We start from the raw sequence: 14,338 nt of genomic DNA on the forward strand, positions 1-14,338 counted from the left end.
AATTAAAAAATTTAAACACTTTAATTTTTAAAAGGAGGAACGGAATTATGTACGATATAGTAATCATAGGAGCAGGACCAGCTGGTGTAAGTGCTGGAATATATGCTAAAAGTAGAGGAAAAAAAGTACTTATAATAGAAAAAGAAAAAGTTGGTGGACTTATAGGAAAAGTTTCTACAGTAACTCATTACGCAGGAATAGTAAATGGTGAAACAGGAATAAGTTTTGCTGAAAGACTAAAAGAACAGGCCGAAAATTCAGGAATAGAAATAGTTTATGAAGATGTAAACAATGTAGATTTAAAAGGCGATGTTAAATTAGTATTCACTAATAACAATCTTTATAAAGCTAAAAAAATAATAATCGCCAACGGTACTAGAGCAAGAAAACTTGGTATAGAAGGCGAACTAGAATTAGCAGGAAAAGGAATAGGTCTTAATGCTGCTAGAGATGGTAAAGATTATATAGGTAAAAATGTATATGTTGTAGGTGGTGCAGATGGCGCTATCAAAGAAGCTCTTTATCTTGCACAGTTTGCTAAAACTGTTACAATAATACATTTTGAAGATTCTCTTGGATGTATAGCAGAATTTAGAGAAAAAATCAAAAAAACTAGTAATATAAATGTAAAATTAGGATCAAGACTTCACGCTGTTTACGGAAAAGAGAGAGTTGAATCTCTTGATATATCAGATGAAAAAACTGGTAGTATAGAAACAATATCAGATCCAGGATGCGGTATATTTGTCTATGCAGGTACTGTTCCTAACACAGAGCTATACACTGATTTAAAATTAGAAAATGGTTTTATACCAGTTGATGAAAAAATGGAAACAGAAATAAAAGGTGTTTATGCCGTTGGTGATATAAGAGTTAAACCAGTTAGACAGGTTGCAACTGCTGTATCAGACGGAACAATAGCTGCAATAAATGCATCAATGTAAAAACAACTCATAAATGTAAGCTTTAGGAGGATTAACTTATATGAACTTTATAAAAGAAAAATGGAAGGGTCTTTTAATGTGCTTAGCCATTTCTATCCCTTCAGTACTACTTGGAAAAAAATTCCCGATAATAGGAGGTCCAGTGTTCGCAATACTTATAGGTATGGTTCTTACAATGTTTATAAAAAATAAGGAACCATACGAACCTGGAATTAAATATACATCTAAAAAAATATTACAGTACGCTGTAGTCCTTTTAGGATTCGGTATGAATCTTGAAGTAGTTATGGAAACAGGTAAACAATCTTTACCTATAATAATCTGCACAATATCTACTTCACTTATAATTGCATATCTACTTCATAGAAAATTAGATATGCCTGAAAAAATATCTACACTTATAGGTGTTGGATCTTCTATTTGCGGTGGTTCTGCAATAGCTGCCACTGCACCAGTTATAGATGCCAATGAAGAGGAAGTAGCTCAAGCTATATCAGTCATCTTCTTATTCAACGTACTAGCTGCTTTAATATTCCCTAGTTTAGGTGCTCTTCTTGGCTTCTCTACAACATCTGGTGAAGCATTTGGAGTATTTGCTGGAACTGCAGTTAACGATACTTCTTCAGTAACAGCAGCTGCATCTACTTGGGATAGTATATACCAGTTAGGAAGCCGGACACTTGATAAAGCAGTAACTGTAAAATTAACTAGAACATTAGCAATTATACCAATAACTCTGTTCTTAGCTTTTAGAAGAGCTAGAAAAGCAGAGATGGAAAATGGTAATAGTATACCACTAAAACAGGTATTCCCATTCTTTATACTGTTCTTTATAGGAGCAAGTATAATAACTACAGTAGCTACATCTGCTGGTGTATCACCAGAATTCTTCCTACCATTCAAAGAATTATCTAAATTCTTTATAATAATGGCTATGGCTGCAATAGGATTTAATACAGATATAGTTAAGTTAGTTAGAAGTGGCGGTAAACCAATACTTCTTGGAATGTCTTGCTGGATAGGTATAACAGCTGTTACATTAACATTACAGCACTTTATGCATATCTGGTAAATAAAATTGCCTCTAACCCCAATTTATTTTATTATACATATTTTAGGAAAAGCTGTCGTATGAATATTAATCGACAGCTTTTTCTCTTGAAATTAAGTATAAAAAATGGCTACCGCAAAATATTGCGATAGCCTATTTTTTAAGTTATTAGAATTCTGCATTTTTAGGAGTTCTTGGGAATGGTATTACGTCTCTTATGTTTGACATTCCTGTCATGTACATTATTATTCTTTCAAATCCTAGACCGAAACCAGAGTGAGTAGCTGTTCCGTATTTTCTAAGTTCTAGATACCACCAGTAATCTTCTTCATTTAAGTTCATTTCCTGCATTCTTGCACGAAGTACATCTTCTCTTTCTTCCCTCTGAGATCCTCCGACTATTTCTCCAACTCCTGGAACTAATAAGTCCATAGCTCTTACTGTTTTACCATCTTCATTCATTCTCATGTAGAATGCTTTTATATCTTTTGGATAGTCAGTAACGAATACTGGAGCTTTGTATATTTCTTCTGTTATATATCTTTCGTGTTCAGTCTGAAGATCGCATCCCCATTCTACTGGGTTTTCGAATTCATGTCCTGATTCAAGTAGTAATTCTATAGCTTTTGTGTAAGTTATTCTTACGAAGTCAGAGTTTACTACGTTGTTTAATCTTTCTAATAAACCTTTGTCTATGAAACTATTGAAGAACTGCATTTCTTCTGGAGCATTTTCCATTACATAGTTTATTATGTATTTTATCATATCTTCTGCTAATTCCATGTTATCTTCAAGATCAGCGAATACTATTTCAGGTTCTATCATCCAGAATTCAGATGCATGTCTACCAGTGTATGAGTTTTCTGCTCTGAATGTTGGTCCAAATGTATAAACATTTCTGAAAGCAAGAGCCATTATTTCAGCATTTAACTGTCCAGAAACAGTAAGGTTAGCTTCTTTACCGAAGAAGTCTTTAGAATAGTCTATTTTTCCTTCTTCTGTTCTTGGAAGGTTTTCCATATCTAATGTAGTTAATCTGAACATTTCTCCAGCACCTTCACAGTCACTTCCTGTTATGATTGGAGAGTGAGCGTATACGAAGTTTCTTTCCTGGAAGAATTTGTGTATAGCATAAGCTGCTAAAGATCTAACTCTGAATACTGCAGAGAAAGTATTACTTCTAGGTCTTAAGTGTGCTATTGTTCTTAAGTATTCTAATGTATGTCTTTTTTTCTGAAGTGGGTATGAACTATCTGACATACCTTCTACTTCTACTTTTGTTGCGTGTATTTCTACTGGCTGTTTAGCACCTTCTGTTGATACTAATTCACCTTCTACTAGTATTGATGATGATATAGGTAATTTACCTATTTCTTTGAAGTTTTCTAATTTTTCATCTAATACTATCTGCATATTTTTGAAGAAACTTCCGTCATTTAATTCTATGAATCCGAAGTTTTTTGACATTCTTGATGTTCTTATCCATCCAGCAACTTTTACAGTCTGCCCAACGTGAGCTTCTTTGTTTCTATAAAGCTCTTTTATTTCTAAAAATTCTTTCTGCATATTTTTCTCCACCTTTTCTTTTTTTTAAATAAAAAAACCTTTCAATCCCATAATAGGGACGAAAGGTATAATAATCAATTCGCGGTACCACCCTGATTGCTGACAATCTCAGCCACTCATAAAGCTTTTGCTTATGGAATATAACGGTTCCTACCGTCTGAGCCTACTAACAAATGCTTTCGGTCAGCTGCTCCAAGATGTTCTTCAGTATAGACAATTAGCAATCGGACTCTCAGCAACGCCGACTCTCTGTAACTATTAGAAAATACCTACTCTTCTTTTCACTGCATTTAATATAAATATATACAATTCTTATTTTTAAAAATTGTGTTATCTATTTGCAATTATATCAGTAGTTTTTAATTAAGTCAAGAATTTTGCAATTTTTGATTCTTTCACTTCAATTTATTTTTTTTATTTGATTTTTTCTTTATTTTTTCTTAATATTTAATCCCTTGTATAAAGCAATTAAAAAATGTATAATCTTTTTTATAGATTTTTAAAAATTATTTAAAACTTAAATTTTTTTTGAAAGGAGTTAAAAATATTGAGTGTTAAACGTAAAAAAAAGAAAGTTTACTTAAATGTAGTTTTCACACTAGTTTTAACGTATTTAATCATAAAACTTATCGATAACTACCAGTATTTCTTTGGAATGCTCGATTTCCTTATAGGCTTACTTATGCCTTTCGTTATAGCTTTTGTTTTGGCTTATATATTCAATCCAATTATAAAGTTTTTCGAAAATAGGTTTAAAGCTAAAAGAGGCGCTTCTCTATTTATAGCTTATGGTGGGCTTATTGCAGTATTACTTGCTATACTTTTTATGACCTTACCTGTGATAATAGAGAGTATTATAGACATAGTAAATCACGCTCCAACATACTTTGCTGAAACAGAAAAATTCTTAATAAACTTCTCAAGACATTTAGAAAATATAGATGCAGCTACTATGCAGGAAATATGGAATAAAATTTCTAACATGCTTCCTAATTTAAGTAGTTTATTTGTAGGATCTATAGGAGAAATATTTAAAAAGACATTCTCATTTGGTAAGTTTATATTCAATCTTGTACTAGCATTTATCATTTGCTTCTACATACTTCTTGAAAAAGAAAAGATATTTGATTTTTTAAAGAAGGTTGTATATGTAGCTTTAGGTGATAAAAAAGCTAGTTTTGTGTTGACAGTTTCAAGAGATCTTAATGAAAATGTAGGTAAATATTTTACTGGAAAGATATTCGACTCTATCATCGTAGGAGTACTTTCTGGTATAGGTCTATTTGTATTGAAGTCTAAATATGCGTTATTATTTGGTACTTTAATGGGACTTATGAATATGATTCCTTATTTTGGACCTGCAATAGGTATGGCTCCTGTTGTTTTAATAAACCTATTCTCAGATCCTAAGATAGCATTATTCTCTTTAATATATCTTCTTGTTGTTCAGCAGGTAGAAGTTGCATTTATAGAGCCTAAGATTGTCGGTGGTCAGCTTGGTTTAAGTCCATTCCTTACAATACTTGCGGTAACTGTAGGTGGAGGATTCTTTGGAATACCAGGTATGATTCTATCTACTCCAATAATGGGGGTTTTAAAAGTATATATTACAGAATACGTAGAAACTAAATCTCAAGAAATACATATGAGCAATTTTGATAATCCAAAAGATCAAAATAATAATCAAGAATAAAAAATATGGGTATCTCAATTAATTAACTGAGATACCCTCTTTTATTTTCTTAATATTTGATTATAATTTTTTCACTCGGTTTTGTAGATTCATTTTCACCTACTCCAACCATATATATTTCTAAAGTCTTTTCCTTATTTTCACCTTCAGTTTCCTCTTCATTAGATGATTCAATTTCTATAGTTGTATTAACCTTGCCTTCTTTTTCTTCAGACTGTGGAATTGATTTTAATACTTCATATCCTTCATCATCGTATTTTTTAGCATAAACCTCATAGGATTTTATTCCATCCAGAGAATCCCAACTTATTTCTATCTTTACTTTTCCTTCTTCAATATTGTATGAATAATTGACATTCTTTATAGAACTATTTTTAATACTTCTTTTCTTTACCGTTATTTTTACAGTTGCCTTCTTTTCACCACAAGACACTATAACTTTTTCAGTACCTTCTCTTACCGCTGATATTTCACCTTTTTCAGATATATAAGCAGCTCTTTCATCCTTTTTCTTTTTAGTTGAATAGTTATACTCTACATTTGGAGCTTTTAGGCTTTTAGGAGAAGTAGTTATCTTCGCTTTTATCGTTGCACTTTGACCTTCTTCTAGTACAAATTCATTTGGAACTTCTAGTTTAGCAACTTTTGCCTCTATTTCCAGTGGTATCTCTACAGTTTTCCCACCACATTCGCCACTTATAGTCGCACTTCCTACTCCTACAGCTTCTACATTATCTCCTTCTATCTTCAATACAGATTCGTTGCTGCTTAGATATTTTGTTTTATATGTATCCGTAAACTTCTTATAATTTGATATAGCAACTGAGCTTGTTATAGTTGCCTTATCGCCTACATATTTTAAGCTATCACTTAAATCAAGGTCTAAGCTCTCAACATCAGGATTAACTATTTTTATCATAGCTTTTTTAAGTACCCTAGTCTTCTTCATAACCGCCACAGAAGTATACCCTTCTTTTAGTGCAGTCATCTTGTTGCCTTTAATCTCTGCAATACCGGTATCATCTAATACATTGAACCAAAGCTCTGGATCCTTTGCATATCCAGGTATTTTGACATAATTTCCTGCAGATATTTCAACCTCATCGCCTAGTTTTATAATATATTTATCCAGGTCTTTTATATAATTTCCTCCGATAATCTTTATTTCTACGCCTTTTACTAGCGGAGTTATTATCCCTTTTGAAAACATAAAATACTGTCCTACTAGGAGAAGTGGTACAATAATTATTAATAATATTATTTTTTTATTTTTATTAAAATCTTTCATTTTATATCTCCTCCTTTACTTTATATTTTCAAAATAATACCTAAAAGTAATATATCATTTTTTTAATAATTTTTCAAACAATTCTGTATAATGCAGTATATTATTTTTCATCAAAAAGAACTACCGCTAGAAAATCTAGTACTCCATCTCCTATATTTTCTATTGAATGTTTTGCACCATCTGCTGTGTATATAACATCGCCTTCTTCTACAACAATTTCTTTTCCATTGTCGTTAACTAGTCCTTTTCCACTTAGTATATAATATACTTCAAAATCTTTAGTATGGTCGTGTTCACCTATTGAAGCACCTGGTTCTAATACTATTCTATTGAATAGTCTACCATGTCCTCTTAATTCTTCTGGAGTTACTAATACTGTAAAATCTCCCTTTCCTTTTCCACCCTGAACATGTTCTCTAACCTGTGTAGTTGTTTCTGATTTTTTTCTTATCATAAAAAAAACACTCCTTCTCTTTGTAGATATATTTTTTCTATATTATATTATTCTTTTTAAATTTTTCAATTCCTTCTAATTTTTATATTTATATCAAAAATTTAAAAAGGTGCAACAAATCTGCTGCACCTAGTTTTATCTTATATTTATCTTTTATTTCAACATTGTACTCTTTCATCAATTCTTCCATAAGTTTGATTTGTTTTTTATAAGAAAGCATACTTTTTATTTCCTCTTTTACTTTGTCAAAAGATTCTTCCTCAGTACCAATTCTTTTTATAATGTGGTATCCATAAATACTTTTTAGAGGTTTTTCTATATATTCTCCTTCTTTTAAAGTCGAAATTTTTTTTCTCAAATTCTTATCTGTAAAACTCATTTCAAGACCCCCTAGTCCACCTGGTATAGTACCACCTATATCCTCAGAGTACTTTTCTTCTAAGTCTTCAAACGTATATCCTTCTTCTAGTTTTTTATAGATTGCATTTGCCCTCTTTTCAGCATCAGCTATTTCTTCATCGCTAAGCTTTTTACCTGAGTTATCTACAGTACTTATAAATATATCTCTATATACTCCTTCTCTAAATTTATCCTTATTAGCGTCATAATATGCTCTAGCTTCCGAATCACTAACCTGCGTTTTTTTATCTAGATACTTGTACGCTTTTATAGTCTTTCTCATGCTTTTTACTAATTTATTTTTGTCGTCAGCATACTTACTTTTAAACTCATCTTCATCCAACCCAATCTTACCTGTTATAAATTTTTCTAGGTTATCATAGGTATCCTCTATTTCTTGTCTTGTTACATGTACATTCTCTTCCTTTGCTTTTCTATAAAGAATATCTTCGTATACAACATACTTGATTAGTTCTCGTTTATAATTATCAGAACCTATATTTTCTATTATATTATTTTTATCTATATAGAATGCTTCTTCGGCTCTTTTTTCTACTTCATTGAATCTTAGTTTTTCTCCGTCTATGTATGCAACTACTTCTTTAGAATCATTTTTTAAGTTACTATCTACAGGTCTTATATATACATAGAGCATAGTCAAAAATATCAATACTAATGCAATTACTATTAATAATTTTGAATCGAGTAATTTTGATATATATTTTTTTATCTTCGAAAAAATATTTTTATTACCCATTCTATTCCTCCAAATAATCAATATCTTTTATTTATAATATAAATTATCGCTATGTATATAATATGAAACATTTATGAAAATGATTTGAATTGACTAGATTCTTAATTTTTTTTATTTCTTATTTTTTTCAATGCATATGGAATTGATACTAAACATCCTACAAGAGCATCAATCATATCCATTACTGTATCTGTAAGTCCTCCTACTTGAGTATGTGTATGCATTATATGGTCCATACTAAACTCTCCTATTTCCCATAATGAAGCAATTCCCATACTGAACATAAACATAAATATCGCTATAAATATAATATTCATCTTGCTTATTTGTTCATCTGTATTGAAAAATTTGATGAATGTATACGCTGCTGTAACAGTCAATAATCCAGAAGTCACATGTAGAAAATCATCATAGTGAGGTATATCATAGAATCCATATCCAGATCCTAAAACAGATGCTATACACGCATACCACATGAATACACTATACAATCCATCACTAAGCAGTTTAGGTAATCTTTTATTTACCTGATAAAGCACTACTGTAAGTATCAAGCAAAATACAGATACTGATATACCCATACTATCTTTTGTGTATAGGAAATATCCTAAAGAGCCTATAAAGAATATAGTTAAAATTATTGTTGTTATTTTCTTTAATCCTAATTTTTTACTATACATTTTATTGCCTCCTGTTTTTATTAGCATCTATTTTTTTAATTTAGCCAATGCGTCGGCAAAAGGATTATTAAAGTTTTCATTTTCTTTTTTATTTTGATCCTTCAAGTACTTATTAATATCCCTTTTAGATGCTTTATTTTTTTCTTCTTTTTTTCTATTGTTAAAAGAAGATAGCTTTTCTCTGTACCCACAAGAACATACAAATATTTTATTTTCCCCTTCTCCTCTTAATTCAAGCTTTTTATGACACTCTGGACATCTTGCATTTGTAGTTTGAGATAACATCTTTCTAGTATTACATTCTCTATTTTCACAAACTAACATTTTCCCTCTTTTTGTTTTTACTTCTAGCATATAGTGCCCACATTCTGGACATTTGTTTCTAGTTAGATTGTCGTGTTTAAACTGACTATCACTATTTTTTATATCGTCTATAGCTTTTTTAGAATAATCTTTTATTTCATTCATAAATACATTTTTATTCAATTTATTCTCTGATATTTTCTGAAGTTTTCTTTCCCATTCAGAAGTCATCTCTGCACTTTTTAGTTTTTCAGGAACTAATCCAAGAAGCTGCTTTCCTTTGGATGTTATTATTATATCTTTATCCTTTTTTTCTAATAAGAATGATGAGAATAGTTTATCTATTATATCTGCCCTTGTTGCAACTGTTCCAAGATTATTTTTTTCCATTATTGTTAAAAGCGATGCTTCATTTAATCTAGAAGGTGGATTTGTTTTACCTTCTGTTTTTGATATAGATCTAACTTCTAATTTTTCACCCTCTTTAAATATAGCAACTGATGAATATACATCATCCTCATCTTGATTAGAATAAAGCTCTTTCCATCCTAATTTTTTAATATTTTTAAACTTAGCAGTAAATTTTTCTCCTGCTATTTCACATTCTATACTTGTTTCATCGTATTCCTCAGGATCATAAAGAACTGATAAAAATCTCTTAATAACTAAGTCGTATATATTTCTTTCTTTGGCTGTTAAATCATTTAAAAATGCCCTTTCCTCTGTTGGAATTATTGCATAGTGTTCAACTACCTTTGAATCATCTACAAATGATTTAGATACTTTTATTTTTCTTTTTAAAACACTATTTGCAACTTTTCTGTAATCCCCAATATTTACAGCATTTACTCTGTCTTTTAAAGTATCTACTATATCACTAGAAATATATCTTGAATCTGTTCTAGGATATGTAAGTAGTTTATGTCTTTCGTACAAGCTCTGAACTGTAGATAAAGTTTCCTTTGCAGAATATCCATATATTTTATTTGCATCTCTTTGTATTTCATTCAAATCGTATAACTGAGGTGAATAGTTCTTTTTAGTTTTTACAGAGTATTTTTTTACTTCTACATTATTTCCTTTTATTTTATTTATAATCTTATCTACTATTTCCTCGTTGAATACTGATGTATTTCCTTTATTATTTTTCCAATTTAATTTTATGACACTTCCTGCTTTATTTACCTTTACTTCTATTCCATAGAATTTTTTAGGTTCAAAAGCTTTTATTTCTTCTTCTCTTTTCATAACCATGTTTAAAGTAGGTGTCTGCACTCTACCACAAGATAGTTGTGCGTTGTATTTAACTGTGAGCGCTCTAGTTGCATTTATTCCTATTATCCAATCTGCTTCAGCTCTTGCAAGTGCTGAGTCGTATAATCTATCGTATTTTTTAGATGATTCTAACTTTGTAAATCCTTCTTTTATAGCCTTATCTGTGTTTGAAGATATCCACAGTCTTTTCATAGGCTTTTTAACTCCAGATTTTTCTATAATCCATCTAGCAACTAGCTCTCCCTCTCTTCCAGCATCTGTAGCTATTACTATTTCAGATACATCGTTTCTTTCTAATAAAGTTTTTACTTTTTGATATTGCTTACCACTTTTTTTGATTACAACTGTTTTTAAATACTTTGGTATAATTGGAAGATCTTCCATTTTCCACTCCTTGTATTTTTGATTGTATCCTTCTGGATCTGCAAGTGTAACTAGATGACCTAGTGCCCACGTTACTATATATTTATCGCCTTCTATATATCCATTTTTTTCATTTTTACATTTAAGTACATTAGCTATATCTTTTCCAACAGATGGTTTCTCTGCAAGTACTAATATTTTTCCCATAAAAATTACCTCTCATAAATTTACTTTGTACAGAATATTATAATACTTTTATATCTAATAATCGATACAAGTTTTTAATTTATAAGAGGTTTTCTCTATTTTGTCTTTTATTATTTACTTTTTTATAGAAAAATTTATCATTTTTTTATTTTAAATTCACTTTAATTCTACATTAGTTTGTAAAGTAACATATTTGATACTGTCATTACAATTATAGACATTATTAGATTATTTTGAAATACTAGCATACAAACTATCATTCCTATTATTTGAATTACTACAAATATTATTGCTATAGCTATTATATTTGCTGCAGTTTCTCTCTTGTTATCTTTATCCTTATACATATCTGTCACCATTTTTATAGTTGCTACTACTAGTTTCCAACTTTATCAGAAAATATGTAGCTCTCCTTTCTCTTGAATTTTACAATCAGTTATATATATTTTTTTATTCTCTCATCTTGTTATTCATAATTATAGAGTAATATACTAAAGATAAAGTTCATTAAAACTAAATTTTTTCTAAATTTTATCTTTTATTTGTATAAATATTAATTCTTTTCTATTCTCTTTTCAATACAATTTGTATGAAAGGTATTTTTTCGTGTATAAAAGGTATTTTTAAATAAAAAAAGAAAGGAACACCTATAAGATATCCCTTCCCTCTGATATGATTTATATATTGATTGTAAAATTGAGAGGACTAATTTATTTTATTCTTTCCATATATCCACTTGGATGGAAGAAGAATACCTGACCATTTTTACTGTTTACAAAGTATCCCATATCTCCTTCTTCATCTGGTAAGAATATGAAACCTTTTAATTTTTTAGCCTGTAAAGCATCAAAATCTTTTTCAGTTCCCATGTAGATATATTCTACACTGTTATCAATTTTGTTTAATATATTTAAAGCCTGTTCCTGACTTAATAGCTTTTTAGTACTTTTTTTCTTAACTACTGTTGTAGCTACTTTGCTTGGTTTTGATGCAGCTGATACAGTGCTAACTGTTGGTGCTACTATTCCTCCTACTAATACTGCACATAGTGTAGCTATCATTATTGTTCTTGTAGTTTTTTTCATATTGATCACTCCTTCATTTGTGACATCTATCTATAATTGCATTTCTATTATTCGCTTTTATAATACCTGTCTCTTAAAAATTTTTTTGTTTTAATTTATTTTTATTTATCTTGTTATACTTATTTTACCACTAAAAAGCATAAAAAAAGATTACACCTCTGTCATTTTGAGTTACATAATTGTAACGCTTTTTGGCATAAATGTAATCTTTTGTAATTTCTTATTTTATGAAATTTTTATTAGTTGTAATTTTATTCTATAGTTATTTTAGGCTATAAATTTTATTTTATAATCCTTTTAAATCATAGTTTTCTAAGAATGATTTAAGTGTAGCGTATATTTTATCTGTTCCACCTATTTCATTTGATTCTATGTTTAATGCTAATAGAGGTTCGTGAAGTGATATTCTTATTAAGAACCATCCATCTTCTCCTTCACCTGTACAGTTAGCTCTTATTCCTTCGTAGTTTTTAGGAACTAATGACCAGTTGTCACTTTCTTCAACAAATACACTTAGTTCTGATAATATCTGTTCTGCGTATGGTCTGAAGTCTTCTTTATTTATTCCTATTCTAACTTCTTTTTCTTCTGCTGCTTCTTTTAAATCAGCTATTAATGATTCTATAGTTTTTCCTTCTTTAGCCATTTTCGCAGCTTTTATAAGTATTTTAGCTATTAAATAAGCTCCGTCATCAAGGAAGTAGTTTTCTTTTATTGCAGCATGTCCTGAAGTTTCTATTGCTAAGTGACATTCTTCCCCCTCGTTGTTTAATCTTATAGCTTCATTTATTACATTTTTGTATCCTCTTTTGAATCTATGGTGTTTTCCACCATGGTTTTCTATAAACTCAGCTAATCCTACAGATGTTATTGAGTCTGTTACTATTGTAGTGTTAGGATTTTCTTCTAATAATATTTCAGATATTACAGCTATAAGAGCATTTTTATTTATGAAAGATCCGTCTTTTCCAACTAATGCAGCTCTATCTACGTCTGTATCGAATATTATACCTAAGTCAGCTTTGTTGTCTATAACAGCTTTACTTATACTTGCCATAGCTTCTTTGTTTTCTGGGTTTGGTATATGGTTAGGGAACATTCCGTCTGGTTCTAAGAACTGACTTCCTTCTGTATCAGCACCTAATTTTTCAAGTACTTTTTCAGCAAAGAATCCACCAGCACCATTACCAGCATCCACTATTATTTTCATTCCATCGAATGGTTTTTCGTAGCAAGATTCAGAGTTAACACCTTTTCTTATTTTATCAACTAATACTTCAGCGTAATCGTCTATAAGGTTTCTTTCACATATAGAACCTTTTTCAGCAGATTCTACTGTTTTTCCTTCACATACTATATCAAGCATAGCTTTTATATCAGCTTTTTCAAGACCACCATTTTCTGTAAAGAATTTTAATCCATTGTAGAAGAATGGTAGATGACTTGCAGTTATCATTATTGATCCATCGCATTTGTATCCGTCCATAACTGTTGTCATAAACATTGATGGAGTTGTTGATAATTTACAATTTACTACATCACATCCCTGAGATGTTAATGCTTCTATTATTGTATTTCTAAATTCTTCTCCTGTTATTCTAGAATCATTTCCTACAGCTACAACTATTTTTTCTTTTCCAGTTTTTTCTTTTAGCCATACATGGAATGCTCTAGCTATTTTTTCCACTTCTACTTTTGTAAGAGTTACTTCTTTTTCATCATTAGGGTATGCAACCCCTCTTATGTCTGTTCCATTCTGTAATTTATAAATTTTTTCCATAATAAATTCTCCTACCTCTATTTTAGTTATCATTTTAATTATAGAAATATTTCAAGATATATGCAACAAATTTCAAGAAAAAAGAACTTTCTAAATACCTTTTATTTAATTTTCATAATTTTAATGAGTATTTTTTTCTTGTTAAGTTGTTTTTATATTTTTTTGTAATTTTATTTTTCATTTCAAAAATTTATCTTTTGACAAATTAATGTTTTCGTGATAACATTAACTTGTACAGAGTTAATAAAGACACTGTTTAGAAGTTTTCAATAATTTACTTAATATTTTAAATTTCATTTTTGATTTTATATTTTTAAAATTTGAATCGTTATATTCTGACAATTAATATGTAAAACAAGCTTTAGGTTCAAAAGTAGGCAATGGGATTAATCCTATTGCTCTTTTTTTTATTTTTTTCAAAAAAAATGCTACTGGACAATTATTTTGCCCCGTAGCATCTTTTTTTATATTAATGTTTGGAGTTAGGTTGATA

12 protein-coding genes and 1 other annotated feature are annotated in these 14,338 nt (G+C 29.7%); of the genes, 3 read left to right on the top strand and 9 right to left on the bottom strand.

What is annotated here, in order from left to right; translation table 11 throughout:
* The first annotated feature begins 47 nt into the window (after positions 1 to 47).
* Positions 48 to 944 (top strand): NAD(P)/FAD-dependent oxidoreductase, encoded by an 897-nt coding sequence (locus DWX74_RS01940; protein WP_199647507.1) that lies wholly within the window; start codon positions 48 to 50, stop codon positions 942 to 944.
* A gap of 40 nt (positions 945 to 984) precedes the next feature.
* Positions 985 to 2,016 carry a YeiH family protein gene (locus DWX74_RS01945; protein ID WP_118548457.1) on the top strand — a complete coding sequence of 344 codons (1,032 nt, stop codon included), beginning with the start codon at positions 985 to 987 and terminating at the stop codon, positions 2,014 to 2,016.
* A 147-nt stretch (positions 2,017 to 2,163) separates the two neighbouring features.
* Here the strand turns inward: DWX74_RS01945 and asnS are convergent, their stop codons facing one another.
* Positions 2,164 to 3,561, bottom strand: coding sequence for an asparagine--tRNA ligase (gene asnS / locus DWX74_RS01950; RefSeq protein WP_040410202.1), 1,398 nt, complete (start codon positions 3,559 to 3,561; stop codon positions 2,164 to 2,166).
* A 51-nt stretch (positions 3,562 to 3,612) separates the two neighbouring features.
* Positions 3,613 to 3,855, bottom strand: a binding site (T-box leader).
* Between the two features lie 253 nt (positions 3,856 to 4,108).
* Here asnS and DWX74_RS01955 point away from each other — a divergent pair.
* A complete protein-coding gene (locus DWX74_RS01955) occupies positions 4,109 to 5,254 on the top strand; it encodes an AI-2E family transporter (protein ID WP_243412002.1) in 1,146 nt (381 codons plus the stop codon).
* A 49-nt stretch (positions 5,255 to 5,303) separates the two neighbouring features.
* On the opposite strand, the gene DWX74_RS01960 is transcribed toward DWX74_RS01955, so the two are convergent.
* From DWX74_RS01960 to DWX74_RS01995, 8 genes are all read right to left on the bottom strand, one after another.
* Entirely contained in the window at positions 5,304 to 6,542 is a 1,239-nt protein-coding gene (locus DWX74_RS01960) for a hypothetical protein (RefSeq protein WP_118548458.1), read from the bottom strand.
* A gap of 100 nt (positions 6,543 to 6,642) precedes the next feature.
* Positions 6,643 to 6,996, bottom strand: a complete 354-nt coding sequence (locus tag DWX74_RS01965) for a cupin domain-containing protein (protein WP_118548459.1) — start codon at positions 6,994 to 6,996, stop codon at positions 6,643 to 6,645.
* An 88-nt stretch (positions 6,997 to 7,084) separates the two neighbouring features.
* Positions 7,085 to 8,152, bottom strand: coding sequence for a peptidylprolyl isomerase (locus tag DWX74_RS01970; protein ID WP_118548460.1), 1,068 nt, complete (start codon positions 8,150 to 8,152; stop codon positions 7,085 to 7,087).
* 101 nt (positions 8,153 to 8,253) lie between these two features.
* Positions 8,254 to 8,832, bottom strand: coding sequence for a hypothetical protein (locus DWX74_RS01975; protein ID WP_118548461.1), 579 nt, complete (start codon positions 8,830 to 8,832; stop codon positions 8,254 to 8,256).
* A gap of 27 nt (positions 8,833 to 8,859) precedes the next feature.
* Positions 8,860 to 10,980, bottom strand: a complete 2,121-nt coding sequence (locus DWX74_RS01980) for a DNA topoisomerase III (RefSeq protein WP_118548462.1) — start codon at positions 10,978 to 10,980, stop codon at positions 8,860 to 8,862.
* Positions 10,981 to 11,147: 167 nt separating this feature from the next.
* The gene (locus tag DWX74_RS01985) at positions 11,148 to 11,327 is read right to left on the bottom strand and encodes a hypothetical protein (RefSeq protein ID WP_118548463.1); all 180 of its coding nucleotides are present in this window, start codon (positions 11,325 to 11,327) and stop codon (positions 11,148 to 11,150) included.
* A 363-nt stretch (positions 11,328 to 11,690) separates the two neighbouring features.
* A complete protein-coding gene (locus DWX74_RS01990; RefSeq protein WP_118548464.1) occupies positions 11,691 to 12,065 on the bottom strand; it encodes a hypothetical protein in 375 nt (124 codons plus the stop codon).
* A 286-nt stretch (positions 12,066 to 12,351) separates the two neighbouring features.
* Positions 12,352 to 13,845, bottom strand: coding sequence for a phosphomannomutase/phosphoglucomutase (locus tag DWX74_RS01995; RefSeq protein WP_118548465.1), 1,494 nt, complete (start codon positions 13,843 to 13,845; stop codon positions 12,352 to 12,354).
* Positions 13,846 to 14,338 lie beyond the last annotated feature (493 nt).

The organism is Peptoclostridium sp. AF21-18 (assembly GCF_003478825.1).
Lineage (GTDB): Bacteria > Bacillota > Clostridia > Peptostreptococcales > Peptostreptococcaceae > Peptacetobacter.

Excerpts from the sequence above, each read along its gene's own strand:
- DWX74_RS01960 (WP_118548458.1), bottom strand. The coding sequence starts at position 6,542 with ATGAAAGATTTTAATAAAAATAAAAAAATAATATTATTAATAATTATT.
- DWX74_RS01965 (WP_118548459.1), bottom strand. The coding sequence starts at position 6,996 with ATGATAAGAAAAAAATCAGAAACAACTACACAGGTTAGAGAACATGTT.
- DWX74_RS01975 (WP_118548461.1), bottom strand. The coding sequence starts at position 8,832 with ATGTATAGTAAAAAATTAGGATTAAAGAAAATAACAACAATAATTTTA.
- DWX74_RS01970 (WP_118548460.1), bottom strand. The coding sequence starts at position 8,152 with ATGGGTAATAAAAATATTTTTTCGAAGATAAAAAAATATATATCAAAA.
- DWX74_RS01985 (WP_118548463.1), bottom strand. The coding sequence starts at position 11,327 with ATGTATAAGGATAAAGATAACAAGAGAGAAACTGCAGCAAATATAATA.
- DWX74_RS01945 (WP_118548457.1), top strand. The coding sequence starts at position 985 with ATGAACTTTATAAAAGAAAAATGGAAGGGTCTTTTAATGTGCTTAGCC.
- DWX74_RS01980 (WP_118548462.1), bottom strand. The coding sequence starts at position 10,980 with ATGGGAAAAATATTAGTACTTGCAGAGAAACCATCTGTTGGAAAAGAT.
- DWX74_RS01940 (WP_199647507.1), top strand. The coding sequence starts at position 48 with ATGTACGATATAGTAATCATAGGAGCAGGACCAGCTGGTGTAAGTGCT.
- DWX74_RS01995 (WP_118548465.1), bottom strand. The coding sequence starts at position 13,845 with ATGGAAAAAATTTATAAATTACAGAATGGAACAGACATAAGAGGGGTT.
- asnS (WP_040410202.1), bottom strand. The coding sequence starts at position 3,561 with ATGCAGAAAGAATTTTTAGAAATAAAAGAGCTTTATAGAAACAAAGAA.
- DWX74_RS01990 (WP_118548464.1), bottom strand. The coding sequence starts at position 12,065 with ATGAAAAAAACTACAAGAACAATAATGATAGCTACACTATGTGCAGTA.